Raw genomic sequence first — 23,179 nt, 5'->3', positions numbered from 1 at the left:
TTTTATATTAGAGTAGCGAATTGATTTGCTGTAATTATAGATAAATTTGTAAGCAATAGCTGACAAGTAAAGAGGGGATTATTCGCTAGTGATTTTTGTTTTCAGTATCTATGATATCGATATAAAGGAACAGGATGTTCCAAAACATAAAACAACAATTATGCGTTTAAGCACTAGGATGGTGAAGCACGACAGGAGTCAAGCTTAATTACCCAATATAAAAAACCCTGATAGGATATTGGGGTTTTTTCTTATTTACATAATGAGAATATTAGGATTAAAAGCAGAATTCTTACATTTTTTTTCAATGTAGAACTACTCAGAGCTTATATATTCAACTCAAAATGATGAGAAAAAGAATTGGTGGGAAGATGAAGTTGCTTCTGCAAATAGGAATTATCAAATTTAGGATGAATTCAATGGCAATCATTCAATTGTAATAGATACGTTCTCAAAGAAAATTTTATCGGATGTTTTTTGTTTGTGGATACAAAATAAGTGTGATTCTTATCAAATATTTTTATTAATAAACTTATTTAGTCACATTTTGTCATTGTCTAATTTTGTTTTTAAGCTTTTTATTTTTCTTGGAAAATTAAAAATAATGCCGATATATTCTTGTTTTACTTTTACAATTAAAACTAAGTAATTATTTTTGTGCTTGTTCGATTTTTATTTCTATTGATGATTTTTTGAGATTAAATAGAGTAATTACTCAAAAAATATTTAAAAATTATATTTTCTACAATTTTAAATGGCATATTTTGATAAATGCCTAAATGGATACGGCATTATAATTTAATAAAAATTTACTTGATAATGGATGGTTGTATAAATTTGCTTTTTGAAAATTAGCTATTTGTATCAAGTGAATATTAAATTAATAGAACTTTATAAGGATATAAAATGGCAAATTTATATAAAAAATCATTACTTGCAATTTTTGTTTCTTCAACTTTGCTATTGACAGCATGTAATGATAGTAACGATTCAAGCAATAGTTCTGGAAATGTTGAAAAACCAATTCAATATACAAATTACGTATCTGAAAGCGGTTATATCAATAGTCAAAATGAATCTATTGATATGTTAGAAAATGCAGATCGTATTTCAATTATGAAATATAGAATGCCAAATGTCAGTGGACAAAATGCAGAAGCTACAGCATTGATTATGTATCCAAAAGGTGAGGCTCCTGTTGGTGGCTGGAAAGTTGTTGTTTGGGAGCATGGGACATTAGGTGTAGGTGATTCGTGTGCACAAAGCAAGGCACCATTTAATAACCGTGTTAAACCAATGTCTGAAGAGTTATTGGCAGCAGGCTATGTTGTTATTGGGATCGATTATGAAGGTTTAGGTACACCAGGTATTCATCCTTATCTAAATATAGAAAGTGAAGCAAACTCTGCAATTTATGCGGTTAAAGCATTTAAAGAAAGATATGGTGTGAAAGTTCATGGAGATTGGATGTCTGTTGGACAATCTCAAGGTGGGCAAGCTTCTTTAGGTACTGCTGAATATGCGAATAATGATCTTAATTATAAAGGTGCTGTTGCTGGAGCTCCTGCTTCGAATTTAGATTTTATTATTGGTACGGTTGCACCTACTGCTTTAGCGAATATTGAACAACAAGAAATTGCTTATAATATTCCATTAGAAAATAGAACATCAGTAGGGGCTTATGCAACTTTATTATCTTATGCTGCTTTTGCTGCAGTAGGTATTAAGGCATATGAACCGAATTTTAACTATATTCCAATGTTTGAAGGGCGTTCACAGGAAATTGCAAAATTAGCTGAAGGTACAAATGGCGAAGATGGTCTATGTTTATCGGATATGGTTAATGCATATAGATCAGAAATTGTGAAATTTATGCAAGAAGATTCTAGTCGGAAAGTGATGGATTTTCCTGGTATTTCTTTAAATGAGTTGCAAAATAACCCAACACTTCAATATTTCTTGAATGAGGTGAGTCAGCCAGGTAAAAAACCAATTGATAAACCCATTTTAGTAATTCAAGGTGAGGCTGATACTAACGTTCCACATGCTGTTACCCAAATGATGGTAGAAGGGTTGAAACAGATTAGTGTTAATAATCAGGATATTACTATGATTTCTGTTCCTGGTGCAGGGCATACTGAAGCAATAGATTGGAAACGTGCTGAATTAGTTGAATTTATTAAAAAGCATATGCCATATACACAATAAAAAGTTAAGGTACTAGAAATAGTACCTTTTTTATAACACATTTTAATGTATGAAATTTATTTAGTATTATTATAGTATTAGATTAAATTTCACTGATGAATAGAGTGATATAAAAAGCATTTAATTTTGAATATAGATCTAAAGAGAAGAATATATTTATGAAAAAGTTCATTTGCTTATCATTGCTTTGCAGTAGTTCATTACTTCATGCTGCACCCAATATGGCATATACCCTAGATTTAAAATTAGCAGATCAACTTGTGAATAATGTGATGCATGCATGTACGCAAAGTGCTAAACCAGCTGCTGTTGTTGTCTTAGATCAAGGTGGAAATATTTTAACAAGTCAAAGACATGAAACAGTTGGACCTCATAATTTAATCGCAGCAGAGCGTAAAGCATTTACTGCCTATTCAACCAAAATATCGACTCTAAAATTTATGAGAAATGCTCAAAATAATGCAGATTCTCAAAATTTAACGAGCTTACCTGAGCTTTTGTTATTAGGTGGTGGTGTTCCTGTATTCTATAAAAATCAGCTTATTGGTGCGGTAGGTGTTGCTGGTGCCGGCGGTTCTGTACAGGATGATCAATGTGCACAACAAGGTATTGAAACTACACTGAAGTAGCTAAAATAGTTTGAAAAACATTCAAAAAGGCGTAATATCATTTTCCCACAACAGTGTGGGAAGATGATTTAAATAGGAAATTGATATGGCGAAAAAGAAAAAGCTACCTGAGATTATCGTACATAATTTCGTGGCAAAACATATGCATGAAGTTAACAAAAGCCAAGTCTTTGTAGACAGAAAAAAAGATGCAAAGCGTGGTTATAGCAAGCACAAAAAAGGGAGATATTCAGATGATTATCTCCCTTTTAGTTTGTATTGCTTTTCTATTTTTGCTTATTAAGCACTCACAATACGTGTACTTGCTTTGACCATATCACCAAGACCATGTGTCTTGAAATAATATTCCATCATACTTTTTACAATTAATGGATTATTCATTTTTAAAGCACGTTCTAATAATTCCTTCGCATCGGTCATTGGAACATGACAAATCGCTTTTCTTACACGTAAAATATTGCTAGAACTCATCGAAAGTGTATTAAAGCCCATCGCCATAAGTAATACAGCTGAGAGAGGATCTCCTGCCATTTCACCACAAAGGCTGATTGGTTTATCGTACTTATGACATTCCTGAACCAAGCGAGTTAATGCACGTAAAACAGCAGGATGGAAGTTTGAATAAACGTTTGCTACACGTGGATTATTACGATCAACAGCAAGTAAATATTGTGTTAAGTCATTAGACCCAACAGAGAAGAAATCAACAAATTCTGCAAAATCTGCAATTTGTAGAAGTACACTTGGTACTTCAACCATTATGCCAATTTTAGGTTTGGTAATTTTAACTTGTTCTTCTTCTTGAACAGCATGCCAATCACGATCAAGTAAATATAATGCTTCTTCAACTTCACTGACGCTTGTAATCATTGGCAATAAAATATGTAAATTATTCAGTCCAATGCTGGCTTTTAACATAGCACGAATTTGTGAAGAAAAAATTTCAGGATGATCTAAAGTAAAACGAATACCACGCCAGCCTAATGCAGAGTTTTCTTCTTCAATTGAAAAGTAAGGTAAGTCTTTATCTGCACCAATATCGAGAGTTCGCATAACTACAGGTTTATTGGCAAAATGGCTGAGCTGTTGACGATAGATAGAGCGTTGTTCCTCCTCACCAGGGAAGCGGTCTCGTAGCATAAATGGAATTTCAGAGCGATATAGACCAACGCCTTTTGCACCACGTTGTACGCCACGAACAACATCAATCATGAGACCTGTATTTACATATAAGCGTACTGCAACACCATCTGGAGTAATGGCATCTTTAGTTTCATATTGCTTCAAATCTTTAGCGATTTGCTCTTCTTCTTTTTGAATTTCTTTATATCGTGCACGTAAACGACGAGGAGGGTTAATAAAGACCCGCCCTTGGTGTGCATCAACAATCATTTCAACGTCATCAAGCGTGCTAATAGGGAGCTCTGTGACACCAACCACGGTTGGAATTCCTAAAGCACGAGCGACAATAACCATGTGTGAATTCATGGCGCCTTCAGTTGTTACAATCGCTGCGATTTTATCGACAGGAAGTTCAACTAAAGCAGCAGTAGAAATTTCATCACCAATTAAAATACTTTCATCAGTAAGTTCACGATGACTAGAATCTGCCTCTTGTAAGAATGCAAGAATACGACGACCTAAATCTTTTAAGTCTGAAACACGTTCACGTAAATAGTCATCTTCCATTTGTGCAAAAAGCGCAATATGTTTATCAATGACATTACGGACAGCACCTTGAGCCCAATTACCTTCTCGAATTTCTTCCTTAATTTCAGCAGGTAAGGAGTTTTCATCAAGCATACGTAAAAAGACACTAAATAATGCACGTTCTTCTGCCATTAAGGCATCTTGCATTTTGTCATCTAGCGATTTAATTTCAGCACGTACAGCTTCTAATGCACGGTCAAGAAGTTCTAGCTCTTCGCTAATGTCATCGGCTTCGCGTTCAGGAACAGAAGCTAAATCTGCGGGAGGATAGAGTACAACAGCACGTCCAAGGGCAATACCGCCAGAACCCGAAAGACCTTGGAAGGTTTTATAGGTAGGTAAATTACTTGCTTTACGAAATACATCTATATTACTGACAGCATGAGCATGGGCAATAACGCCAGAAAGCTGTGCGCATAAAGTAACTAAGAAGGATTCAGCAGCTTCACTAAAATCTTGAGATTCGGTATTTTGAACAACTAAAACGCCCATTACTTTACGACGGTACATCACTGGTACACCTAGAAAAGAGTTATAAATTTCTTCTCCAGTTTCCGGGAAATACATAAAGCGTTCGTGTTTTGGTGCATTATCTAAATTGACAATCTCTTCACGTTGACCCACAAGTCCAACCAAACCCTCACTGGTATGAATGGAAACATGTCCTACAGCTTCAGGATTTAAACCTTTCGAAGCCATCAGCAAATAACGTTGATTTCGTTCATCAAGTAGATAAATAGAACAGACATCAACATGCATGGCTTCAGCGACCTGATTGACCATGATATCCAAAGATTCATGCAAACTGGTTGACGCATTGATCTCTTGAACAATACGTCTCAATGTGTCCAGTTGCATATTTGACATGAAGTCTGCTCCTTAATTTATCCTTAACCTTATTTATAGCAACAGTTTCATAGAAAATCTGCATTTAAATAAGAAATTTGCATATTATTTTTCTGGTAGTTGATGACACAGCTCTACCATCGCTTTGCGATACACATCTCTTTTAAAGTTTACAACTTGCCCTAATGGATACCAATAACTTACCCATTGCCATTGATCAAATTCAGGTGGATCTGCTAAATCTAACTGAATATGTTTAACAGAAGCTGTTAACTTAAGTAAAAACCACTTTTGTTTTTGGCCTATACATACTGGGTCTGAATCTGTACGTATATACCGATGAGGCAAACGATAACGCAGCCAACCTTTTGTTTGCGCTATAATTTCGACATGTTCGGGCAGTAAGCCAACTTCTTCTCTCAGCTCACGATAAAGTGCCTGTTCAGGGGTTTCTCCATGTTGGATACCTCCTTGTGGAAATTGCCATGCATTGTGACCAATGCGTTTTGCCCATAAAACTTGTCCAAATTCGTTTGCCAAAATGATCCCGACATTGGGTCGGAAACCTTCAGAATCGATCATTTGGCTACCTAAAATTATCTTTCGTTTAATTCTTTGCCCTCGGGGATTTTTATTTCTTTATCCTACGCGAAAAAAAGCAAAGTTTAAGAATGTTAAAATTGCTATGATCTTAACTAATTTCTATCGACTAGCGGAGATAGATTTACATTTTTTTTCTTAAATTGTAGCTTTTACGAGTATTTTTATGAAATTGGCGCTATTTGATCTCGATCATACCTTATTAAACACAGATTCAGATCATTCTTGGGGGGAGTTTTTAGTGAATGAGGGTTTGGTTGATCCAGTTCATCATCGCGCTATGAATGATAAATTTTATGAAGATTATAAAGCAGGGCAATTAGATCCAATTGCATATAATGAATTTGTGTTTGAATTTTTAACTCAGCACGATAATGAATATTTAAATGAATTACATCAGTTGTTTATGGAAAAAGTAATTCGTGCACAGATGCGACCTGAAGGCTTTAAAGCAATTCAAAAGCATAAGGATGCTGGGCATCAATTGGTTGGTATTACAGCAACATCCGATTTTATTACAGCACCGATTTTCCGTGAATTTGGTATTACTGAAATTATTGCAACGAATGCTGAAATAAAAGATGGAAAATATACAGGAAAAGTAACAAATATCCCGTGTTATCAGAAAGGAAAGCTGGCACGCTTAGATCAGTGGTTAGAAGGTCGAAATGTCATTGAATCTTGGGCTTATTCAGATTCGATTAATGATCGTTTCTTATTAGAATATGCAGATCATGCATTCGCTATAAATCCTGATGATCGTCTTGAAGCTTTGGCTAAACAGCAAGGTTGGGAAATACAAGATTGGTCAATTAAATCATAAGCAGTTTTTTATTTAATTAAAAATCTATCAGCATCTTATACAGATGCTGATGACTCACTAAAAAGTTAAAAATATGAATAATCAAGAAGATATGAAGAGTTTGTTGGCAAGGTTTATTGGTCCGCGTGCCAATTATTATTTAAATTCTAGTAATCGGAAAATAGAATTTCATTGGCCAGGATTGCTATTTGGTGGCTTATGGTTACTGTATAGAAAAATGTATTTTAATTTTTTTATTATTTTAGCTTTTACTTTTTTTATTACCATACTTGCAGGAATAATTAATTTAGAGATTAAATATTTAATATGGGGTGTGAGTTGGATTCCTAGTATTATTTTAGGTGTCTTTGGAAAAAGTATTTATTTAAATTTTGCTAAGCTAAAGATAAAAAAATATGTAAAAAGTCCTATTTACAATGAAAAAGTATTTCTTGAACTCGGTGGGACCAATTGGAGTGTTCCTATTTTATGGTTAATTATTTGTATCATTATTACTCTCATGGTGACTTTACCTTATGTACGCTTTGGTACAAATTTTTATTAAATAAAAATTTCTATTTATTTATAAAATAAAGTAAATCGTACGATTTTTTATTTGAATTTTTTATATGTTAGGGTATAAAAATTATTAAATTTATAAAAAGTAATACTGGAGAAGAGTAATGACAGTACGTCCACGTATGACACATCTTTTTGAACAATTAGGATTGGATTCATCAGAAGAAGCAATTGCATTATTTATTGTGACACATCAACTTACAGCAGATCAAAAAATAACTGAAGCAGATTATTGGACAGAAGCGCAACGACAATTTTTAGCTGAAAAAATTAAATCTGATGGTGAATGGGCAATAGTAGTAGATCAGTTAAACGAATCATTACATGAAGATTCTGTAAGTAAATAGTATAGTTAAAAAATAAGTGTAAAATAAAAAGCCATCAATTGATGGCTTTTTTTATATTACAGAAATAAGCTCATTAATAAACTTTCATCATATTAATAAGTTCTTGAACTGCACGAGATTGCGTACGTCCAGGATGCCAAACCATGCCTAATTTACGATTCATTTCAAAAGGAATATCTAGTTGAGCTAAATCTTGATTGAGTAAGGTTTTTGGTAATACAGACCATCCTAAACCAATTTCTGCAAGCATCCGAATAGATTCAAGCGGATTATTACTCATGGTAATTTTAGGTTTTAATCCTTTCTTTTCAAATTCTGCGAGTGTAATTTGGCTAGTATAGGTTTGAATTGCGGGCAATAAGCTTGGATATTCAATAAGATCTTCTAAAGCTAAATTTTTCTTTTGTGCTAAAGGATGAAATGGCGCTGCTACAAAAACCAATGGATCATTCCAAATAGTCACATAATTTAGACGCTCATCTCCTTGAGGAGGGAGTGTTAAAAATGCAAGTTCTAAGTCGCCAGCTAATACTTGCTCATGAGCTTGTTCGGAATCAACAAAATGTACATCAAGTTTAACATTCGGAAAATGTTGCACATAATATTTAAGATGTTGAGGAAGATGATGTAACCCAATATGATGGCTTGTACCAATTTTTAGTTTACCTTGTACCTGATCTTGTTCGTGACTTAAGGTGTGGTGAATATCGCCAAGTTCATTTAACCAACTTTTCACCTTTGGGAGAAGAGAGTGAGCGGCATGAGTTGCTTGAACACCACGTCCAGCAGATTCAAAAAGTTTGACACCAAAGTAATCTTCTAAACTATGAATACGTTTAGTTACAGCAGGTTGGGTAATAAATAGCTGTTCAGCTGCTAAAGAAATAGAGCCTGTTTCCATGACCTTTACAAAGGCCTCAAATGCTGCAAGATTCATAATAAAATTCAGGTTATGAAAATTTAATTAAATTATAAAATATAATTATAAGAATTGCTAAGTTTTAAATATATTTATCCATAAAGTTTAAGTTTTAGCTGTTTTTATATGCAATAAAGTGAAAAGCCACCTAGAAGGTGGCTTTTAGAGTACTCATACAGCGAAGGTTTTTATGCCTGAGTATCTTCTACTATATTTTCAGTTTTACGTTCCCAAATACGTTCATGAATAAAAAAAGCAACTGCTTGAACTGTCGGTTCTAGTAAACTGAGAGTTGCTGCAATAAGTAAGCTACCTGTCACAATATATGCAACGAGCATTGCAACAGTAATATGCATAAGATAATAACTCAAAGTTTTCTTTAACATTCTTTGGTTATTGGTAACAAAGTTTTGAACATGAGCCATATGAATACTCCAAATGTATTTGCTTCTGTATGTTTAAATAATAATGATTATCATTAACAAAGTAAAAAAGTTTTTTTGCTTATTTTTAATCGGTAAAATTGATCGTATTTTATAGACATGACATTTGAATAATTAATCCGAATCTTGCTTAAGGAAATATAATCCTTGATATTGAGGGATCTTTATTATTTTGAGACTCAAAAAGTCTTATATTTTGTTTTAAAAAGTCCATAAAATATGTAGAAAATTACTTTTAGTGCATGCTGTTCAAAATAGAATCCTTATCTGTGATTAGAGTTAATTAAGATTAGATAAATCATTGTTTTGAAATTATTAATATATAGTTACGTTTAATTTTTAAGTTGGTTTTTATCTAACTAATTATAATCTAATGTTTTTTATAAATTTGTAATTTAGCTAAGCTGAATTTTAGGCAAATAGATAAAATTTTTAGGCGATCTTCATCAAAAAAATAATTTGAGGGTGTAATATCTCTGACCGAAAAGTATATACCTATGTTTATGTACTTAATGATGAATTGAAAAGGTTATTGTTTCAAATGGTTGGTGATGTTAATTATACGGATTATCAAAATGTAAGTGCGCCTGCAATTCATTTAACAATTCGAAATGATAAAAATGCCAATAATCCGAGTCAAAAGTCCAAGCTTAAAAAGGCAAAAACGACAGAATCTTTAGAGAAATCTGCTCCGTTTTCGAGTCGTAGTGCCATCGATATTAAAAAGTTTACTCAGTATTTAAATGGTATAAATACATATGTAAGCTCTCAAATGTGTGCTCGAAGTATCCGTATTGCATTGCAGTCTGCTGGTGCAAAAATTGAAAATCATCCTGTCGCTGCAGCTGATTGGGGAAATACCTTAACGAAAATAGGATATAAGAAAATTTCACCTGAATTTTCTCATCCAAAACAGGGCGATATTTATATCATTCAACGTACAGATAGACATATCTATGGTCATATTGCTGGTTTTTCTGGCACACAGTGGGTATCAGACTTTAAGCAAAGAAGTCATAATGTATATAAAGATGTCACTGTTAAATATGAATATTATCGTCTAGCATCACTTAAAAATTAATTGGTTTTCTTCATTCTATGTGAATAAATAGAGACAAGAAAGAAACCAATTAAAGTAAATCCTAATGTTTGGATGCTTAAATATAAGCGTCCAAAATTTGGTAAGCTCATGAGCAATAAAAGAAGAACAACTAAAGGTAAGATAAAAAATATAATTTTTAAGCCTTTGTTATAACTATTGTTTTCTTTAAGTTTTTTTTCAATATGATATTTAAAATGATAAATCATGCCGACAATAAGGGCAATTAATGCATGTGCTGTACCTAATTTAATTTCTTTTGAACTTAAAAAAAGAATACAGCAAACACTGATACATGAGATTAATTTAATTTGTCGTGTACAGCGTGGTGAATACCAAAAATCTAACATAAATAATTTACTTTATTGAGGTTTATTTTTATTGAATAAAGATAATGGTGAGAATAGACAAGTTGCTAAAGCCATAAAACCAATTCCTTGAGCACCTGCAAGAAGTATATCGCCATTTTTCATTTGCATAAAAATAAGCGCCAATAATAATGCAATTGGAATCCATGTTAAAATTCGGTAAAAAAGTCCTGTTGGTTTTTTTATTGCATAATTTAATTTGCAATATCTACAAATTAAAAAGATAAGACCTGTTGCTAAAAACATTAAAATAGCATCTAGCTCAAGTGGTTGTTTGAAATATAACAACACTGTCACAGCTAAAATAGCGATTAAAAGCATTAATTTCTTTAACGGTGAAATTTGGGAATCAAACCAAAACTCAAGCATTTTTTCTATAAATAAATGAAAGATAGAAAGGAACTTTACCACAATTTAGATATAAAAAAGCGAGACAATTAAAGTCTCGCAATTTATTTAAGATCGGGGGGAATAATAGTGGATTAGCTATTTTTCAAAGGTCCCCAATCATAAATTTTCTTTTGGTAGGCATACCACATCATCCAAATACCAATTAAAATCATTGGAAGTGAAAGGAATTGACCTTTACTCATCCATGAAATGAACAGTTGTCCATTGTCTGGTTCACGGAAGAATTCAACAACAAAGCGTGCAAGTCCGTATCCGATAAGGAATAAAGCAGATACTGCATAACGAGGGCGAGGCTTAGAACTAAACCACCATAAGACAATAAATAGAATTAAACCTTCACATAATGCCTGATAAAGTTGTGAAGGATGGCGAACAAGTTGTAATGGATCTGTCGGAAATATCATGCCTAATGCAAAGTTAGGATCAGTCACTTGGCGACCATAAAGTTCACCACCAATAAAGTTACCAATACGACCAAACATTAATCCAGTTGGTACACAAGGGGCAATAAAATCGAGGGTTTGAAACCATGTTTTTTGATATTTTTTACACCAAAATAACATTGCGATCATGACACCAAGAAAGCCACCATGGAAACTCATACCACCAGTCCAAACTTGGAATAACCAAAGTGGATTGGCAAGAAACTGTTCGAAGCCGTAAAAGAAAACGTAACCTACACGTCCACCGACAACGACACCTAAGGCACCATAAAAGATCAAATCAGAAACCATATCTGGTGTCCAACCATCACGTGATTTGGTTCTATATGTTGCTAAACCCCAAGCAAATAAAAATGCCAATAAATACATTAGTCCATACCAATGTACCTGTAATGGCCCTATCGCAATTGCGACAGGATCGATATTTGGATAGCTCAGCATTCCTGTTCCTTTTGATTATGTTTTGCATAGATTTTAGCTGAATGTAATAAAAAATGTTGTACATTCGATGTATAAAGATAAAGGACGTATTTTATGTGTATTGTGGCAATTGCTTGGCAAGTCCTAGAAGACATCCCATTATGTCTGATTTCTAATCGAGATGAGTTTTATCATCGACCAACGGAAGTTCTTAAATATTGGAAGAATAGTCCAATTATTGCAGGACAGGATTTAGAGTCTGGTGGTACGTGGATGGGGGTGACTGAATCTGGGCGTTGGGCAATCGTAACTAATTTTAGAGATGGAAAAGATCAAAAAAAATATACAACTTCAAGAGGTAATTTAATTCAATCTTTTTTGGAGTCTGATTTAACACCTATTCGGTTTGCACAAAATTTGGAAAAAAATCAATGTGATTATGCTGGATTTAATCTTTTTGTGGGGGATACTCAACAAGTGGTATATATGAGTAATCGTGGTGAAGCTCCACAAGTTTTAGCGAAAGGCGTATATGTTGTTTCTAATGGTTTAATGAGTGAAGATTGGGAAAAAACGAGACATTTACGTAAAAGATTCACACAAGAGTTTTTACCTATGTTGCAATATTCTTCTACGTTAGAAGTAGATTTAGATTTTGCTGTTTGGGATATTTTGGAAGATGAGCGTAAAATTTTTCCAACATTATTGCCTAATACAGGCATAAGCTCTGAAATGGAAGAATTACTCTCTTCAACTTTTATTCAAAGTCCAAATTATGGAACTCGATGTTCTAATTTTTTAAGATTGAAAAATCAAACGTGGTTATGGAAAGAAAAAACGCAGTATGGTGAATTTAAAAATAAAGTAGAAATCATTAAAGCGCCATTAAAATTTAAAATGCCAACCTAAGAGGGCTGGCATTTGTTTAAAGATAAATAGAATTATCCTGCGATAACACCACCATCTTTACGGGTAATAACAACGGTTGCAGAGCGAGGTCGTGCTGTCGATGTTGGATTTGTTTGAGATGCTGGCCAATGACTAGTGGGTTTATCGTATGAATTCGAATCTTCCCCTGGATGTTGTACATTGATAAAAATGGCTTTGTAGTCTGGTGTCATTGTTACACCAGTAATTTCACATTCTTTAGGACCAGTGAGGAAGCGTCTTAAGTTTTGATCAGTCACTTTTGCTCCAACTACGGTTTCTTGTCCTGCCGATGTTATTGCTTTAGCCCCATCACCAACTTGTCCTGGAAGGGCAGCAAGCATCATACAGTTGGTCACATTGGTATAGGCACCATCATCAGTTTGAATCCAGAGTACACCACGTGGGTCAAACCACATTCCATCAGGTGAGGATAAATCATTATGATCATTTAAGCCTGAAAGATTAATGTTGCTTGCCATTGCTGCTTCAGCACCAAATAGGTAGATATCCCATTTAAAGCTTTCAGCCGTTGTGGTATCACCTGCTTCACGGAAACGAATAATATGTCCATTGACATTGCCTTTAGCACCTTCAGAATTATTATAGTTTCTTGGATTGGCTGCATCTAAATTATGTTTGCTGCCACGATTAGAGTTATTGGTCAGCGTAACATAGACCTCACCATTTTCAGGATTCACTGCAACCCATTCTGGACGATCCATTTTTGTTGCACCGACACTATCTGCGGCAAGGCGGGCAAAGGTTACGACATCTGCTTGTGAGCGGAATGGGTAAACTGTGTTATTTTCATTTAAACCATTTTTGCCATAAGTGAGTTCTATCCATTGTCCTGAACCATCATTATTAAATTTAGCAACATATAATTTGCCATGATTCATGTATTTATCACCCGCAGCATAGCCACCATTGATATCACGTTTATTCCATTTTTGGTCTGAGACAAATTTATAGATATATTCACCACGAGAGTCATCACCCATATAAAAAGCAAGATTGTCATCTTCACGTAAGCGGCTTGCACGACAATCTTCATGTGCAAAGCGACCAAGTGCAGTGCGTTTTACGGGGTTTTGTCGACTATCGAATGGATCAATTTCAACAATCCAACCAAAGTTATTTGGGACATTGCGGTAATCTTCTTTTTCTGTTGTAGCAGATGCATTTGCTGACCAACGATCATAATTATCTTGTAGTTCAACTGAACCTACAGCAGTTTCCCAACCATAACGTGAGTTAGCGCCTTCTTTTATACCATAGCGGTTTAGTGCTGTAATTTCGGCAGAAGTTCGTTTTGAATTATCATTTTGAGCACGTGCAAAATAACCAGCAAAGTTTTCTTCAGTTGTTAAATATGTGCCCCATGGTGTATAGCCATTGCCACAGTTATTATGTGTGCCACGTGTTTGCTTTCCTGATGGTGAATATAAGGTTGAAAGAAGACTAGAACCTGAAGCAGGACCTGCAAAATCTATAATCGTTGATGCTGTAATACGTCGATTAAATAGAGAGTCCTTAACTAAAGAAACCATTTGAGTTTTAGGATCTTTTTGAATATGGATAATTGATACGCCATGCGCATTCATTTCACGAATAACTTCATCTTCAGGGCGTTGACCATTTGGTTGTGTCGCACCTTTAGGATGTAGAAAGGTTGGGTTAATATATTCATGGTTCATAACCAATAAGCCTTGGTCAGAGATAGATGAGTCATATCGCTTTGTTGTCGAATTTAAACCAAAAAAGCTCATACCATCATGACAATCTCCAGAGCGGAATTGAAAGCTTGGACCACTTGGAATATTGTTATCATCCCAGCCTGAAAATGCAGGATTAATTGAGTCACCTAAAGCATAAAGCACTATTGCTTGATAGCCTTCAGGTACAGTAACAATATCATTTTTATTTTTAGCAACAGGTGTAAAGTTGAGTGTTTTAGGTTTTTGAATTGGATCAGGCGTGTTGTCTGGAGGAGTAGATGGATTTGTTGTATTGTTTGAAGAGGAGTCATTATTATCACTTCCGCATCCAACAAGAGAGGATGCTAATGCAAGTGCAACAGTTCCGCTAGCAGTTTTTCTAATCAAACCACGACGTGTTATTCGTTGTTCTAAAATGTCACGAAAATGCGTGTTTTTTGAAGTATTGTTATCAAGTTCTTGATTTTCATTATAAGCCATATTGGTCATATTAATTTTTTCCTAAAATATATATACACTGATTAAGCTGTAGATAAATTAGTCAAAATTTATGACAGTGTTTTGAAGCTAATGTTGCAGTCCTATGAAATTTTATGAATGTTTTTTCTGATTTAAATACTTTAAAAAAAAATCTTATATAAAGTGAATTTGCTGAAGATAAAAAAGGCAGCAAAAGCTACCTGAGAGCACTCTTGAAGAATAATGTTATTTATTTTTTTCTAATATTTTTGCTGCACATAATCCAAGTTCAAACAGCAACCACATGGGTATAGCAAGCATAATCATAGAGAGTGCATCGGGTGGTGTCACAAACATGGCAATAAAAAAGCAACCTACAATAATAAAGCGTCGCTTTTCTTTGAGTTGTTGGGTTGTTACAAATCCGATTAAAACCAATAAAAGCGTAATAATAGGAATTTCAAAGGTAAAGCCAAAAACTAAAAAGAGTTTTAAACAAAAGCTTAAATAGCTATTAATGTCGGTCATCGGAGCGACAGTTTCTGGTGAAATATGAATAAAAAAATGCAATATTGAAGGCAGTGCAATAAAGTAAGCAAAACTAATTCCTAAATAGAACAAGCTAATGCTGCTTACTAGTAAAGGCGTGGCTAAACGTTTTTCTTTTTGATAAAGCGCAGGTCGTACAAATGCCCAAATTTGATAAATGATATAGGGCATCACCACTAATAAAGCGACAAAAAAGTTTAATTTAAAGGGAGCCATGAATGTTGCTGTTACATCTGTTGCAATCATTGTGGAATGAATTGGAAGCTGTGCGCGTAAGGGTTCAGACAATATTTGATAGGTTGAGTTAGCAAAGGGAAGTAAGCAAAAAAACACAAGCAATAATGCAGCAACAACTTTAAATAAATGCCGACGTAAAATAATCAAATGTTTTGTAATTGGCATTTCATCTAATGAATCTTGTTCTTTACTATGGCATTGTTCGATTGATGGTTGGGGTTGATGAGAAGCAATTGATTTCATACTGCCACCTGATATTCATTATGATTTTTTAAGATCGCTGAAGATGCAATTTGATGTAAATCTTTTTTATGGGAATAGTTGAAAAGATTAATTTTGGGTTCAGAGATCAACTGATATTGAACAGTAGAATTTAAATTTTGAGTCATACTTGTATGATCAGATAAATGTAAATTTTGTTGTAAATCATTTAACTGCAATTGCATCTTATATTCGAGTTGTTGGATTCTTTGCATTTCTTCTTGAATCTGAGAGCGTAACTCAGAGACTCTTAATTCTCGATCAATATCTTGTTGTACATTATTCATCATACGTTTAATTTGATGATACCATTTTGTAATGAAACGAATAGCTTCGGGTAATTTATCAGGCCCTAAAATAAGTAAGGCTATAATGCCAAAGGCTAAAATTTCAGTTATTCCAATATTGAGCATGAGAAAGTACGCTTAGCTTTTAATTGAAGTTTCAGTGGGGTTTAGATCTGCTTGAATTGTTTTAGGTTCTTGTAGTTGTGCTTTAGTTGTATCTTCTTCACGAACAGATTTTTTAAAATCTTTAATTGCACCACCGACATCTTTACCTAAATTTTTTAATTTTGATGTTCCAAAAAGTAGAATAACGACAATTGCAAAAATTACGACATGCCAAATTGATAAACCAGCCATTTAAATTTTCCTATTTAGATAATCATCTTATATCAACAATTCTCTATGACATTTCAATGACAGTTTTTTGACCGTTTAAAGATGGGGGAAATTCAAATGAATAATTTTAGAAATGTTAAGATAGTCATCTAAAAACAAATTGGACTAAAGGTTTGGGATTTATATTACCGCTAGGTGCATTTATTTGTGGCTTATTGATTGCACAGGCTCATGATGGAATTACACATCAGATTAAAACCATATTATCTAGCCTTTTAGCAAATTTTTTCATTCCAGTTGTGATTATTTATAATTTAGTTTTTTATCAAGCTGGTAGTCTAAGTTTAATTATTTTTAGCTTTAGTATTTGTATTTTTTTATTTTATCTTTATAAGAAAATAACCAAAAATTCACTTCATGCTTTATGTTTTAGTTATATTAATATGGCATGGTTAGGATTTCCTTTTGCTATTGCATTATTTGGTCCAAGTGTAAGTGCTCCAATGGTCGCTGTTTATATTGGTGGTTCAGTTTTTGGCAATATTTGGGCTGTTGCTGCATTAAGTCAACAACAAGAATCTGTCTATAAAGTTTTATTAAAAATTGCAAAGTCTCCACCTATTCTTGCGATTACGATTGCAATTTTTTGCCGTATTATTGGTATTCAACATTTAACAGAACATCAAATTTTAGATGCAGTTTATACCTTTGCAAAAATAGGGATGAGCTTTGCAGGTATGTGTGTTTTGGGTATTTGGTTACGCCGTACAAAAGTTCAAATTCAAGATTTAATACAAAGTGGCAAAATTGCTTTTTATAAAATTTTATGTGGTTTAGTGATTTGTTCAGGTGTTTATTATTGGGTGCCTATTCCAAATATTGATGCTTATATTGGAGTGATGTTTTTATTATTTTGTTTACCACCAGCTGCAAATATTGTGGCATTAGAAACTTATTATCAAGGAACTGGAACGTCAGCAAAAATTATTGCATCAGGAACAATGGTGAGCTGTTTAGTTGTTTTTATTTTCGGTGTTATTTTACATTTAATCTAAAATTTCCTCTTTCTTACAGGTGTTTTTGCAGGGAAGAGGAAACTGTATTTTAATGCTTTTGAAAGCCTTATTTTTCTAGGCTTGCTTTAAATAATTGCATTGCTTGACCACGGTGACTAATTTTATTTTTTTCTTCCTTACTCATTTCTGCACTCGTAATTCCGAGTTCAGGCAACCAAAATAATGGATCATAGCCAAAACCATTTTCACCACGAGCTTGTTCTAAAACCTCACCTTTCCAAATTCCTTGGAAAATTTGTGGCAATGGATCTTCTGCATGTTGTACTAATGCAAGCACGCAAACAAACATACCTTCAATAGTTTGTCCATTTTGACGATAAGGCTTTAAGTCAGCCAATAATTTTTCATTATTAGCAGCATCATTACCGTGTTCTCCAGCATAACGTGCTGAATAGATACCAGGAGCGCCTCCAAGTACAGGGACACAAATGCCAGAGTCATCTGCAATAGCAGGTTTACCTGAAATTTTAGAAGCATGGCGTGCTTTAATAATGGCATTTTCCACAAAACTTAAACCGTCTTCAATAGCATCTTCAATATTGAGTTGACCTTGTGGAATGACTTCTACAGGTAATTTAAGTTCTGCAAAAAGTTTTTCAAATTCGACAATTTTACCTTTATTGTTACTTGCTAGAACAAGTGTTCCTTGAGATAACCAATCTTGAGAAGACATTGAGTTTCACTCTAGTTTTAAATAATGATTGCTATTTTAACGGATTTAAACAGAATAAAGTTTAGAAGTGTTTTATTTTATGATGAGTGAAGACAAGATAATAAAATATAGAGATGATTATGATTAGAAGAGCAAATTTTGAAGATCTCCCTGCTATAAAAGAACTGATTCAGCAATATATTCAAGATTTTGTTGTGAGTGAGCAGGGAAAAGAAAAATTTAATGAAGATTATTTAAACCATGTAATGAATCAGTCTGATATTCATTTTTATGTTTATGAATATCACTCAAAAATTATTGGATTTATCTCTTATACAGATGCTGTACATATAATGCACTTTTTTGTAGATCAAATGTATAAAGGGATGAGTGTTGGAAAGCAGTTATGGCGATATGTTTTGGACTTATTATGTGAACATTATTCTTTAGAAAAAGAAATCAAAATTACAGTAAATTCTAGTCTGTATGCTGTACCTGTTTATAAAAAGTTTGGTTTTGAAGAGAGATCTGATGTTTGTGAAAAAGAGGGTATAAGGTTTGTGAAAATGGATCTTAGCTATGGGATAGATCATAAAAAAGCACCCGAAGGTGCTTTTTAATTCATTCAATGCACATTTATTGTGCTTGAATCCATTGGTCAGCACGGTCACGTGCTTGACGAATTTGATCTTGAGTTAAGTTTGCTGCAAGAGCAGTTTTCTTACCTTCAGAAAGTTTAATTACTTTGTTGTCGAGCATGCCATCACGTGTAGAAAGTTCATACCATTGGTATGCACCCATGTAATTTCTTTTCTTTTCTTCCATAACGGCAAGATTAAAGCTTGCACGGTTATCACCATGGCTAGCAGCTTTTTCAAAGTATTTACGAGCAAGTACTTCATCTTTATTTGTACCAATACCATCGGCAAGCATACGACCTACATTCAGTTGAGCAGAAGATAAACCTTGATCTGCAGCAGCTTTATAAAGCGTAAAAGCTTTACGTAAGTCTTGAGGTACGTCTTTACCTTGTTGATATTTTGTCGCCAAATAAAATTGTGCACCAGCTTGACCAGTTTGGGCAGCTTTGACTAAATTTGGTGTATCCATAACAGCATATTTTGCCGCTTGACTAGATACTGATGCAGTTGTAGGAACATAATCTGCATGTGCTTGGACACTAAATAGTCCTAATAATAATGTTGTATTTAATAATGTTTTCTTCATAGAGCGCTCACTCGATAAATTGCGACTTCACCAAACAGGTTCGGAATATATTTACTCAGTAAACTGTCTTGTTGGTTCCCATTTACGGCAAGTCGATTAATTATCCGAATATTGTTTTCCGCACAAAGTGCTTCAAAATCTCGGAAAGTACATAAATGAATGTTGGGCGTATTGTACCACATATAGGGTAATGCATCGGAAACAGGCATTTTCCCTTTCAATGCTAAGAAAGAACGGGTTTTCCAATGTGCAAAGTTTGGAAATGTAATAATGGCTTGTTTCCCAACACGCACCATATCTCGTAATAATACGTCAGGGGCATCTACTGCTTGCAAAGCTTGTGCCATAACGACATAGTCAAATGACTGGTCGGCAAAACGACTTAGACCGAGATTTAAGTCTTGTTGGATGATATTTAACCCTTTGCTGACGGCAATTGCAATCTTTTCTTGATCAATTTCGAGACCATACGCACGAATATTGTGTTTTTTGCTCATATGAGCAAGTAAAGTGCCATCACCACAACCTAAGTCAAGAACGCTAGAATCTGGCTTAATCCATTTCTCTGCTAATTGATGATCAATACGCATTACACATTCTCCTTCGCTGTGGATTGCAGATGTTCTTCACCACCTAAAAATGCACGTAATGATTTGACATATAAAGGAATTGGGAAGAGGAATGAGTCATGACCTTGTTCAGCATCAATATCTAAATAACTTACAGGTTTATGATTTGTAATTAATGCATCTACAATTTCTTGTGAGCGAGAAGGGGCAAATCGCCAATCTGTAGTAAATGAAACAACTAAGAATTTACATTTTGTGTTTGCCATTGCCTTAGTGAGTGACTGCTCATATTCACGAGATGGATCAAAATAATCCAAGGCTTTGGTCATAATTAAATAAGTATTAGCATCAAAGTTACGGCTAAATTGTTCACCTTGATAGCGTAAATAACTTTCTACTTGGAATTCAACATCAAAACCATACATAAATTTGCCAGATTTTAAATCACGACCAAATTTTTGTTTCATGGCTTCTTCAGATAAGTAGGTAATGTGTCCTACCATTCTCGCTAAAATTAAGCCACGTTTTGGATAACTGTCTTGTTCTAAATAACGTCCATTATGGAAATCTGGATCAGATAAAATAGACTGACGTGCAACTTCGTTAAATGCAATATTTTGTGCAGATAGTTTTGGTGCACTTGCAATGATCACGCACTTTTGTAAACGATCTGGATAATCTACAGACCATTGTAATGCTTGCATGCCGCCTAATGAACCGCCAATCACTGAATACCAAACATCAATACCTAAACGGTCTGAAAGCATGGCTTGAGTTTTTACCCAATCACGCACAGTCACAAGTGGAAAGTCGGGACCATAAGGACGATTTTCATTTTCAGGATTAGGAGAGGTTGGTCCAGTTGAACCATTACAGCCACCAATATTATTCAGTGCAACTACGAAAAATTTAGAAGTATCGATGGCTTTACCTGGACCAATACAGGCATCCCACCAACCTGGTTTTTTATCATCTTCATGATGATAGCCTGCGGCATGATGATGACCTGATAAAGCATGGCAGATTAAAATAGCGTTAGATTTGTCTACATTTAGTTCACCATAAGTTTCGACCATGAGCTCAAAACGTGGAAGAATTCGATCACATTCAAGCGCTAAGGGTTCTTCAAAAATGAACTTTTGTGGACTAACTAAGCCTACGGAATCAGCTGGAAAAGACACGACAGTTATTCGCCTTAAATCTTTAGTATCAATAAATAAAAGGATACCACTTGGGGTATCCTTTCAAAAGTCATTTTATTGGTAATAGATATTGCTATTACTTATACCGCAGCAGCAATAACTTGATCTGCGCTTAATACACCTTGCTCAATCAAGCGGTTAGTCGATGCAATAATAGCTTCAATTGATGAGGTCACAATATTGTCATGAACGCCAGCACCAAATGCAGATTTTCCAGTACCTTTAACTTGAAGTTCTACTAATGCCAATGCTTTTGCATGTGCACCTGCACTAATACTACGTTCTTCATAGTTAAGAACATCAATTGGTAATTGAAGTGCATTTAAAATTGCTGAAATTGGACCATTTCCTTCACCGCGAAGATGTTGGGTTTCACCATTTACTACGACATCCAGCTCAATAACTTGGTTACCATTGTCATCTGACAATTTGTAGTTTTTCGCTGTGTAATGGGCATCTTTTGTTTCAACATAAGTTTCTTTGAATAATTTCCAAATTTCTTGTGCTGAAATTTCTGTACCTGCTTCATCTGTACGTTGTTGTACAATTTGAGAAAACTCAATTTGTAAACGACGTGGCAAAGAAACGTTGTAATTTGATTCAAGTAAGTAAGCAATACCACCTTTACCAGATTGAGAGTTGACACGAATTACAGCATCGTAGTCACGTCCCAAATCTTTAGGGTCGATTGGTAAGTAAGGCATGTCCCAAATTTCTTCGTCTTTTTGGTACTCAAAGCCTTTTTTAATAGCATCTTGGTGAGAACCAGAGAATGCTGTAAATACCAAATCACCTGCATATGGGTGACGAGGATGTACTGGTAACCCTGTACATTCTTCAACGATTGCAATAATTTCGTTGATATTAGAAAAATCTAATTCAGGTGCAACACCTTGGGTATACATATTTAATGCAATTGCAGCAACGTCTACGTTACCTGTACGTTCACCATTTCCAAAGACACAGCCTTCAACACGGTCAGCACCTGCCATAATTGCAAGCTCAGAAGCTGCAATACCGCAACCACGGTCGTTATGGCAGTGAACCGAAATAATGACACCATCACGGCGTTCTAAATTACGGTGCATCCATTCAATTTGGTCTGCATAAACATGAGGACCTGAAACTTCAACGGTTGCAGGTAAATTCAAAATCACTTTATTGGTTGGAGATGCTTCCCAAATTTCAGTGACAGCATCACAAACATCTTTAGCAACTTCAAGTTCTGTTGCTGTGAAACACTCTGGACTATATTGGAAAATAAAATCAGTTTCAGGTTGTTTTGCTGCGTATTCTTTCACTTTAGTTGCAGCATTAATTGCAAGCTGTTTAGCTCCGGCAATATCTACATTTAAAACTTTATTACGAAATGTTGGCGAATTTGAATTGTAGATATGCACAATTGCACGTTTTGCACCTTGTAAAGATTCAAAAGTACGTTGAATTAAATGATCACGTGCTTGTACTAAAACTTCAATATAAACATCATCAGGAATATGACCGCCTTCAATCAATAAGCGAGTAAAATCAAAGTCAATTTGCGATGCTGAAGGGAAGCCAATTTCAATATGTTTGAAACCAATTTTCACAAGCATTTGGAACATTTTAAATTTCTGTTCAATGCTCATTGGCTCAAAGATCGCTTGGTTACCGTCACGTAGGTCGGTACTCATCCAAATAGGCGCTTTATTGATTTCATTATTCGGCCATTGACGGTCGGGTAAGTCGACACGTTGATACATGCGACGGTATTTTTTACTTGGATCTGCCAACATCATGTGAAAACTCCTTATGTAGCATCGGTCGCTTTTTTATATAAATTGGTAACATATAACACAGTAGATGGTGTCTA

At 34.4% G+C, this 23,179-nt stretch carries 26 protein-coding genes; 10 read left to right on the top strand and 16 right to left on the bottom strand.

Annotated features, from left to right (window positions below):
* Positions 1–906 precede the first annotated feature (906 nt).
* The 3 genes from AOY20_RS01905 (at position 907) to AOY20_RS01895 (ending at position 3,120) form a co-directional block, all read left to right on the top strand.
* Positions 907–2,208, top strand: a complete 1,302-nt coding sequence (locus AOY20_RS01905; protein WP_054580310.1) for a lipase family protein — start codon at positions 907–909, stop codon at positions 2,206–2,208.
* Positions 2,209–2,366: 158 nt separating this feature from the next.
* The gene (locus AOY20_RS01900) at positions 2,367–2,837 is read left to right on the top strand and encodes a GlcG/HbpS family heme-binding protein (RefSeq protein ID WP_054580309.1); all 471 of its coding nucleotides are present in this window, start codon (positions 2,367–2,369) and stop codon (positions 2,835–2,837) included.
* 85 nt (positions 2,838–2,922) lie between these two features.
* Positions 2,923–3,120 carry a DUF7230 family protein gene (locus AOY20_RS01895; protein WP_054580308.1) on the top strand — a complete coding sequence of 66 codons (198 nt, stop codon included), beginning with the start codon at positions 2,923–2,925 and terminating at the stop codon, positions 3,118–3,120.
* Here AOY20_RS01895 and ptsP read toward each other — a convergent pair.
* The gene (ptsP, locus tag AOY20_RS01890) at positions 3,117–5,414 is read right to left on the bottom strand and encodes a phosphoenolpyruvate--protein phosphotransferase (protein WP_054580307.1); all 2,298 of its coding nucleotides are present in this window, start codon (positions 5,412–5,414) and stop codon (positions 3,117–3,119) included. The two genes, AOY20_RS01895 and ptsP, sit on opposite strands and share 4 nt — an antisense overlap.
* Before the next feature lie 84 nt (positions 5,415–5,498).
* Positions 5,499–5,975 carry an RNA pyrophosphohydrolase gene (locus AOY20_RS01885; protein WP_054580306.1) on the bottom strand — a complete coding sequence of 159 codons (477 nt, stop codon included), beginning with the start codon at positions 5,973–5,975 and terminating at the stop codon, positions 5,499–5,501.
* A gap of 184 nt (positions 5,976–6,159) precedes the next feature.
* Here AOY20_RS01885 and AOY20_RS01880 point away from each other — a divergent pair, with 184 nt between their 5' ends.
* The 3 genes from AOY20_RS01880 to AOY20_RS01870 all read left to right on the top strand — a co-directional run bounded on the left by AOY20_RS01880 (position 6,160) and on the right by AOY20_RS01870 (position 7,721).
* Positions 6,160–6,816: an HAD family hydrolase gene (locus tag AOY20_RS01880; protein ID WP_054580305.1), complete on the top strand. Its 657-nt coding sequence runs from the start codon at positions 6,160–6,162 to the stop codon at positions 6,814–6,816.
* Positions 6,817–6,889: 73 nt separating this feature from the next.
* Positions 6,890–7,360, top strand: coding sequence for a DUF2628 domain-containing protein (locus tag AOY20_RS01875; protein WP_054580304.1), 471 nt, complete (start codon positions 6,890–6,892; stop codon positions 7,358–7,360).
* A 118-nt stretch (positions 7,361–7,478) separates the two neighbouring features.
* A complete protein-coding gene (locus AOY20_RS01870) occupies positions 7,479–7,721 on the top strand; it encodes a DUF2789 domain-containing protein (RefSeq protein WP_054580303.1) in 243 nt (80 codons plus the stop codon).
* Between the two features lie 73 nt (positions 7,722–7,794).
* Here the strand turns inward: AOY20_RS01870 and AOY20_RS01865 are convergent, their stop codons facing one another.
* Positions 7,795–8,658, bottom strand: coding sequence for a LysR family transcriptional regulator (locus AOY20_RS01865; protein ID WP_054580302.1), 864 nt, complete (start codon positions 8,656–8,658; stop codon positions 7,795–7,797).
* A gap of 170 nt (positions 8,659–8,828) precedes the next feature.
* Positions 8,829–9,065: a DUF2061 domain-containing protein gene (locus tag AOY20_RS01860; protein WP_054580301.1), complete on the bottom strand. Its 237-nt coding sequence runs from the start codon at positions 9,063–9,065 to the stop codon at positions 8,829–8,831.
* A 559-nt stretch (positions 9,066–9,624) separates the two neighbouring features.
* Between AOY20_RS01860 and AOY20_RS01855 the strand changes: the two genes are divergently transcribed.
* Positions 9,625–10,164: a hypothetical protein gene (locus tag AOY20_RS01855; protein WP_054580300.1), complete on the top strand. Its 540-nt coding sequence runs from the start codon at positions 9,625–9,627 to the stop codon at positions 10,162–10,164.
* Here the strand turns inward: AOY20_RS01855 and AOY20_RS01850 are convergent.
* The 3 genes from AOY20_RS01850 to lgt form a co-directional block, all read right to left on the bottom strand.
* Positions 10,161–10,532 carry a hypothetical protein gene (locus AOY20_RS01850; protein WP_054580299.1) on the bottom strand — a complete coding sequence of 124 codons (372 nt, stop codon included), beginning with the start codon at positions 10,530–10,532 and terminating at the stop codon, positions 10,161–10,163. The two genes, AOY20_RS01855 and AOY20_RS01850, sit on opposite strands and share 4 nt — an antisense overlap.
* 12 nt (positions 10,533–10,544) lie before the next feature.
* A complete protein-coding gene (locus AOY20_RS01845; protein ID WP_054580298.1) occupies positions 10,545–10,919 on the bottom strand; it encodes a hypothetical protein in 375 nt (124 codons plus the stop codon).
* A gap of 113 nt (positions 10,920–11,032) precedes the next feature.
* Positions 11,033–11,845 (bottom strand): prolipoprotein diacylglyceryl transferase, encoded by an 813-nt coding sequence (gene lgt / locus AOY20_RS01840; RefSeq protein ID WP_054580297.1) that lies wholly within the window; start codon positions 11,843–11,845, stop codon positions 11,033–11,035.
* 93 nt (positions 11,846–11,938) lie between these two features.
* Here lgt and AOY20_RS01835 point away from each other — a divergent pair, with 93 nt between their 5' ends.
* The gene (locus AOY20_RS01835; RefSeq protein ID WP_054580296.1) at positions 11,939–12,733 is read left to right on the top strand and encodes an NRDE family protein; all 795 of its coding nucleotides are present in this window, start codon (positions 11,939–11,941) and stop codon (positions 12,731–12,733) included.
* A 32-nt stretch (positions 12,734–12,765) separates the two neighbouring features.
* Here the strand turns inward: AOY20_RS01835 and AOY20_RS01830 are convergent, their stop codons facing one another.
* The 4 genes from AOY20_RS01830 to AOY20_RS01815 all read right to left on the bottom strand — a co-directional run bounded on the left by AOY20_RS01830 (position 12,766) and on the right by AOY20_RS01815 (position 16,622).
* Positions 12,766–14,961 (bottom strand): PhoX family protein, encoded by a 2,196-nt coding sequence (locus tag AOY20_RS01830; protein WP_054580295.1) that lies wholly within the window; start codon positions 14,959–14,961, stop codon positions 12,766–12,768.
* 216 nt (positions 14,962–15,177) lie between these two features.
* The gene (gene tatC / locus AOY20_RS01825; RefSeq protein WP_054580294.1) at positions 15,178–15,960 is read right to left on the bottom strand and encodes a twin-arginine translocase subunit TatC; all 783 of its coding nucleotides are present in this window, start codon (positions 15,958–15,960) and stop codon (positions 15,178–15,180) included.
* On the bottom strand, positions 15,957–16,391 hold the full coding sequence (gene tatB, locus AOY20_RS14410) for a Sec-independent protein translocase protein TatB (protein ID WP_081403337.1): 435 nt from the start codon (positions 16,389–16,391) through the stop codon (positions 15,957–15,959). Before tatB ends, tatC begins: the two co-directional genes overlap by 4 nt.
* A 12-nt stretch (positions 16,392–16,403) precedes the next feature.
* Positions 16,404–16,622, bottom strand: coding sequence for a Sec-independent protein translocase subunit TatA (locus tag AOY20_RS01815; protein ID WP_054580293.1), 219 nt, complete (start codon positions 16,620–16,622; stop codon positions 16,404–16,406).
* 152 nt (positions 16,623–16,774) lie between these two features.
* Between AOY20_RS01815 and AOY20_RS01810 the strand changes: the two genes are divergently transcribed.
* Positions 16,775–17,656, top strand: coding sequence for an AEC family transporter (locus tag AOY20_RS01810; RefSeq protein WP_054580292.1), 882 nt, complete (start codon positions 16,775–16,777; stop codon positions 17,654–17,656).
* A gap of 67 nt (positions 17,657–17,723) precedes the next feature.
* Here AOY20_RS01810 and rdgB read toward each other — a convergent pair whose 3' ends face one another.
* The gene (gene rdgB, locus AOY20_RS01805) at positions 17,724–18,350 is read right to left on the bottom strand and encodes an RdgB/HAM1 family non-canonical purine NTP pyrophosphatase (protein WP_054580291.1); all 627 of its coding nucleotides are present in this window, start codon (positions 18,348–18,350) and stop codon (positions 17,724–17,726) included.
* Between the two features lie 119 nt (positions 18,351–18,469).
* Between rdgB and AOY20_RS01800 the strand changes: the two genes are divergently transcribed.
* Positions 18,470–18,949, top strand: a complete 480-nt coding sequence (locus AOY20_RS01800; protein WP_054580290.1) for a GNAT family N-acetyltransferase — start codon at positions 18,470–18,472, stop codon at positions 18,947–18,949.
* A gap of 16 nt (positions 18,950–18,965) precedes the next feature.
* Here AOY20_RS01800 and AOY20_RS01795 read toward each other — a convergent pair whose 3' ends face one another.
* The 4 genes from AOY20_RS01795 to leuA all read right to left on the bottom strand — a co-directional run bounded on the left by AOY20_RS01795 (position 18,966) and on the right by leuA (position 23,105).
* Positions 18,966–19,556, bottom strand: coding sequence for a tetratricopeptide repeat protein (locus AOY20_RS01795; RefSeq protein ID WP_054580289.1), 591 nt, complete (start codon positions 19,554–19,556; stop codon positions 18,966–18,968).
* The gene (gene metW / locus AOY20_RS01790; protein ID WP_054580288.1) at positions 19,553–20,146 is read right to left on the bottom strand and encodes a methionine biosynthesis protein MetW; all 594 of its coding nucleotides are present in this window, start codon (positions 20,144–20,146) and stop codon (positions 19,553–19,555) included. Before metW ends, AOY20_RS01795 begins: the two co-directional genes overlap by 4 nt.
* Positions 20,146–21,306 carry a homoserine O-succinyltransferase MetX gene (metX, locus tag AOY20_RS01785; RefSeq protein ID WP_054580287.1) on the bottom strand — a complete coding sequence of 387 codons (1,161 nt, stop codon included), beginning with the start codon at positions 21,304–21,306 and terminating at the stop codon, positions 20,146–20,148. The genes metW and metX overlap by 1 nt, the downstream gene beginning before the upstream one ends.
* A gap of 101 nt (positions 21,307–21,407) precedes the next feature.
* Entirely contained in the window at positions 21,408–23,105 is a 1,698-nt protein-coding gene (gene leuA / locus AOY20_RS01780) for a 2-isopropylmalate synthase (protein WP_054580286.1), read from the bottom strand.
* Positions 23,106–23,179 lie beyond the last annotated feature (74 nt).

Origin of the sequence: Acinetobacter equi, assembly GCF_001307195.1 — a bacterium.
Lineage (GTDB): Bacteria > Pseudomonadota > Gammaproteobacteria > Pseudomonadales > Moraxellaceae > Acinetobacter > Acinetobacter equi.
This window is presented reverse-complemented; position numbering and strand designations above follow the sequence as displayed.

Bases quoted from the DNA above. Each gene is read 5' to 3' on its own strand.
- AOY20_RS01905 (WP_054580310.1), top strand. From the start codon at position 907: ATGGCAAATTTATATAAAAAATCATTACTTGCAATTTTTGTTTCTTCA.
- AOY20_RS01900 (WP_054580309.1), top strand. From the start codon at position 2,367: ATGAAAAAGTTCATTTGCTTATCATTGCTTTGCAGTAGTTCATTACTT.
- AOY20_RS01895 (WP_054580308.1), top strand. From the start codon at position 2,923: ATGGCGAAAAAGAAAAAGCTACCTGAGATTATCGTACATAATTTCGTG.
- ptsP (WP_054580307.1), bottom strand. From the start codon at position 5,414: ATGTCAAATATGCAACTGGACACATTGAGACGTATTGTTCAAGAGATC.
- AOY20_RS01885 (WP_054580306.1), bottom strand. From the start codon at position 5,975: ATGATCGATTCTGAAGGTTTCCGACCCAATGTCGGGATCATTTTGGCA.
- AOY20_RS01880 (WP_054580305.1), top strand. From the start codon at position 6,160: ATGAAATTGGCGCTATTTGATCTCGATCATACCTTATTAAACACAGAT.
- AOY20_RS01875 (WP_054580304.1), top strand. From the start codon at position 6,890: ATGAATAATCAAGAAGATATGAAGAGTTTGTTGGCAAGGTTTATTGGT.
- AOY20_RS01870 (WP_054580303.1), top strand. From the start codon at position 7,479: ATGACAGTACGTCCACGTATGACACATCTTTTTGAACAATTAGGATTG.
- AOY20_RS01865 (WP_054580302.1), bottom strand. From the start codon at position 8,658: ATGAATCTTGCAGCATTTGAGGCCTTTGTAAAGGTCATGGAAACAGGC.
- AOY20_RS01860 (WP_054580301.1), bottom strand. From the start codon at position 9,065: ATGGCTCATGTTCAAAACTTTGTTACCAATAACCAAAGAATGTTAAAG.
- AOY20_RS01855 (WP_054580300.1), top strand. From the start codon at position 9,625: ATGGTTGGTGATGTTAATTATACGGATTATCAAAATGTAAGTGCGCCT.
- AOY20_RS01850 (WP_054580299.1), bottom strand. From the start codon at position 10,532: ATGTTAGATTTTTGGTATTCACCACGCTGTACACGACAAATTAAATTA.
- AOY20_RS01845 (WP_054580298.1), bottom strand. From the start codon at position 10,919: ATGCTTGAGTTTTGGTTTGATTCCCAAATTTCACCGTTAAAGAAATTA.
- lgt (WP_054580297.1), bottom strand. From the start codon at position 11,845: ATGCTGAGCTATCCAAATATCGATCCTGTCGCAATTGCGATAGGGCCA.
- AOY20_RS01835 (WP_054580296.1), top strand. From the start codon at position 11,939: ATGTGTATTGTGGCAATTGCTTGGCAAGTCCTAGAAGACATCCCATTA.
- AOY20_RS01830 (WP_054580295.1), bottom strand. From the start codon at position 14,961: ATGACCAATATGGCTTATAATGAAAATCAAGAACTTGATAACAATACT.
- tatC (WP_054580294.1), bottom strand. From the start codon at position 15,960: ATGAAATCAATTGCTTCTCATCAACCCCAACCATCAATCGAACAATGC.
- tatB (WP_081403337.1), bottom strand. From the start codon at position 16,391: ATGCTCAATATTGGAATAACTGAAATTTTAGCCTTTGGCATTATAGCC.
- AOY20_RS01815 (WP_054580293.1), bottom strand. From the start codon at position 16,622: ATGGCTGGTTTATCAATTTGGCATGTCGTAATTTTTGCAATTGTCGTT.
- rdgB (WP_054580291.1), bottom strand. From the start codon at position 18,350: ATGTCTTCTCAAGATTGGTTATCTCAAGGAACACTTGTTCTAGCAAGT.
- AOY20_RS01800 (WP_054580290.1), top strand. From the start codon at position 18,470: ATGATTAGAAGAGCAAATTTTGAAGATCTCCCTGCTATAAAAGAACTG.
- AOY20_RS01795 (WP_054580289.1), bottom strand. From the start codon at position 19,556: ATGAAGAAAACATTATTAAATACAACATTATTATTAGGACTATTTAGT.
- metW (WP_054580288.1), bottom strand. From the start codon at position 20,146: ATGCGTATTGATCATCAATTAGCAGAGAAATGGATTAAGCCAGATTCT.
- leuA (WP_054580286.1), bottom strand. From the start codon at position 23,105: ATGATGTTGGCAGATCCAAGTAAAAAATACCGTCGCATGTATCAACGT.